The 3352-nt window shown below is 74.3% G+C and carries 2 protein-coding genes; both read left to right on the forward strand.

Features of this window, described 5'->3' with window-relative positions; all coding sequences use genetic code 11:
- The first annotated feature begins 183 nt into the window (after positions 1-183).
- A complete protein-coding gene (locus DT057_RS34360; protein ID WP_128566480.1) occupies positions 184-597 on the forward strand; it encodes a PaaI family thioesterase in 414 nt (137 codons plus the stop codon).
- A gap of 761 nt (positions 598-1358) precedes the next feature.
- Complete coding sequence (locus DT057_RS37360; RefSeq protein WP_128566481.1) at positions 1359-2501, forward strand: methyl-accepting chemotaxis protein; 1143 nt, start codon at positions 1359-1361, stop codon at positions 2499-2501.
- Positions 2502-3352 lie beyond the last annotated feature (851 nt).

A 3352-nucleotide genomic window follows, 5' to 3' on the forward strand; every position in this document is an offset into this window, starting at 1 on the left:
AGCCCGGCGGCATGGCCGCGACCCCGGCGGCACGGCCGCGACCCGGCACCCGGTCCGGGCCGCGCGGGCCCGCCGCGACGGTCGCGCCTGCGGCGCGTCGTGCGCTCCCCGGACGTCGGGACCTTGGCCGCGGAGCCTGCGCGGTGCGACAAGGCTCCGAGGTGCAAACGGGACGATCCTGCCATGACGGCGTCATTCGATCCGGCCGCGTCCGGCTGGGAGACCGTCGACCATTCCGACTTCATGGAACTGGTCGGGCCGGTCTGGCAGCGGACGACGGATGCGGGCGTGCTCTACGGCCTCGCCACGTCGGCCAAGCACAGGAACCGCAACGGCGTCGTGCACGGCGGCCTCCTGACGACGCTCCTCGACATGGCCCTCGGTCGCACGTCGTCGGCCGGGCAGGGCGGCCGCAAGCAGGCGACCATCAGCCTGGACGTGCAGTTTCTCGCGCCCGTGCAGATCGGCGACTTCCTCGTCGCCGAGTGCCGCGTGGTCCAGGCCACGCGCACGATCATGTTCATGCACGGCTCCCTGCGGGTCGGCGAGCGCACATGCGCCGTGGCGCAAGGAGTCTGGAAGATCCTCGGCACGTGAGGCGACGGACGTCCGGGGCCGGGCGGCGCGAGCTCCGCGCCCACCGGCGCCCCCGGACGCGCGCTACGGCGCCGCCGTCCCGTCACCGGGGCCCGTCTCGCCGTCTTCCGGCTCCGCGGGCGCGGCCTCGCCCGTCGCCGCGACCGCTTCCGTGGCGGTCGCGGCGCCCGGCTCCGCGACAGCCGCCGGGCCCGTCTCCGGATCGGTTGCGGCGACGGCGGGATCCGGCTGCGGCGTATACCAGAGCGAGCGGGGGCAGATTCACGCACTCGTAGCTCGTACTGCATTGATCCCGGGCGCGGACCGCGCGGGCGGCGCGCCGCCGGTGCTGGCCCGCTCCGCTGCACACGCCCGGCCCGTCCCGGCCCGGGGTGATCGGGGTTCGCGATCGGGAAGGATGACGGCCCGGACGCGTCCGCGCCAGCCGCTTCATCGCAGGGCCCGGCGGGAGGCCGCGGAGAAGTCGGCCCGAGGGAATGAGCGGCACTCCGATCCGCCGGATCGGGGCGGAGACGGCCGCGCATGTCGGTGTCCATTCCCGACGAGGTGACGGCCCGGCCTCCCGGTTGAGCCCGACCTGAGCGGCATTGTCGCGCGACGACGGCCCTCGAGCAGAAGTCGAATCCGGACTCGACTTTGCGTATCACAAGTCCGGTCCCGGACCGGCGGGCCCGCGGCGCGGGATTGAGGCGCCCGGAGCTTAGAAAATGTCAACGACATCCGCCCATGCTGGGATCTGGTCCGGATGCGGGTGGTGCCTCATGACGTCTCGGGTGAACGCGGCCGTTCGCGGCTCCGTCGGCACGCCGACCCTGGCGCAGGTCGCGGGCGAGACGGACGAGGTCCGCAAGATCGTCACCGGCAAGACGAAGGCGATCCAGGCGGTCACCGCGCAGGTCAAGATCCTGGCGCTCAACGCGCTGATCGAGGCGGCGCGGGCGGGCGAGCAGGGACGGGGCTTCTCGGTGGTGGCGCAGGAGGTGCGGGCGGTGGGCGCGGAGGTCGAGGCCATCGCGGCCGCGCTCGAGGCCGAACTCGCGGGCCGGATCACCGGGTTGCAGGGCATGATGCGGCGGCTGAGCGAGGCGGCGCAGGGCGAGCGCCTCGTCGACCTCGCGCTCAACGCCGTCGAGCTCATCGACCGGAACCTCTACGAGCGCACCTGCGACGTGCGCTGGTGGGCGACCGACGCGGCGATCGTGGCCTGCGCGGCCGAACCGAGCCCGGACCGCGCGGCCCACGCCGCCGAGCGGCTCGGGGTGATCCTGTCGGCCTACACGGTCTACCTCGACCTCTGGCTCTGCGACGCCACCGGCACCGTCGTGGCGAACGGCCGGCCCGAGCAGTTCCCGGACGTGCGCGGCGCGAGCGTCGCCGGGGAGGAGTGGTTCCAGCGTGCCGCCGCGCTGCCGGACGGCGACGCCTACGGGGCCGCCGAGGTCACGGCGCGCCCGCTCCTCGCAGGCGCGCAGGCCGCGACCTACTACGCCGGCGTGCGCGCCGGGGGCCGCAGCGACGGCCGGCCGCTCGGCGTGCTGGCGATCCACTTCGACTGGGAGCCGCAGGCGCGGGCCATCGTGGCGGGGGTGCGGGTCGCGCCGGAGGACCGCGACCGCACCCGGGTGCTGCTCGTCGACGCGGGCGGCCTCGTGCTGGCGGCCTCCGACGGGCGCGGCGCCCTCAGCGAGCGCCTGAGCCTCGAGGCCGGCGGGCGCGCGGGCGGGTTCGTCGCCGATCCGCGCACCGGCGCCGTGACGGCGTTCCACCGCACGCCCGGCTACGAGACCTACGCGGGCCTCGGCTGGTCCGGCGTGATCACGCAGGCGGCCGTGCCGCAATCTCCCTCGACGCCGCGGATCCCGGCCGCCGGCGCGGTCCGCGGGCCCGGTCGCGCCCCCGCGTGACCGGGCCCGCGGATGAGGAGCCCCGGCCGCGCGCACCCGGCACGCGCGGGAGCGGGACGCGGTCCGGACGGCTCCGGGCGCGGCGCTCGTGGCCGCGGTCCGGATGCTCGAGTTTTGCATCGCGTTCGCTTCGCAGGTAAGCAGTGGCCATCAATCCACACTGGCTGCCCCTTCGGCGAACGGAAATCCGGCATGATATTTCTGAGCTGCAAAACGGAAATCATGATCGATAAAGCAAGTCGATTTGCGACTTTTATGTTTATGGTTTGTATTTCTCATATCTCGACAGGCGCCGTCGCCGCGGCCGCGCCAGATATTACGACCGCCTCCATTGCGGCGGGGCGGCTGTATGTTCTAGGCAAGACGGACGAGCCGGAGACGCCCGTCGTGCTGGAAGGTCGTTTCCGGACCCAGTCGGACGAGACGAGCAAGTTCCGATTCGAGGAGATCTATCATCCCGCGCGCTGCATCGTCAGCGTGCAGATTGGGGACCGGACCTACGAGGCCGTCGTGGCCAATTGCGGCCAGCAGGGCCCGCCGGGTCAGGGAGATGCCTCGCGCGACGCCCCCGCGGCGGCGGCTTCACTTGGCCAGGTCGGACCCGCGGGTCCGCCCGGCCCTCCCGGTCCTCCCGGTCCGGCAGGACCTCCCGGTCCGGCGGGCCCCCCCGGCCCGGCCGGATCCGCCGGTCCCGTCGGTCCTCCGGGACCCGCGGCGGCACCGGCCCGTCCGGCGCCGGCAGCGGCTGCCGCCGCGACGGGCGCGCGGCCGAGGCTGCCTCCCCCGGCCACCGTCGAGGGCCGCTCGCAGCTGGTGGGGACGACCGGGGCGCAGCCGCGGCCGGCGCCGCC

The organism is Methylobacterium crusticola (assembly GCF_003574465.1).
GTDB lineage: Bacteria > Pseudomonadota > Alphaproteobacteria > Rhizobiales > Beijerinckiaceae > Methylobacterium > Methylobacterium crusticola.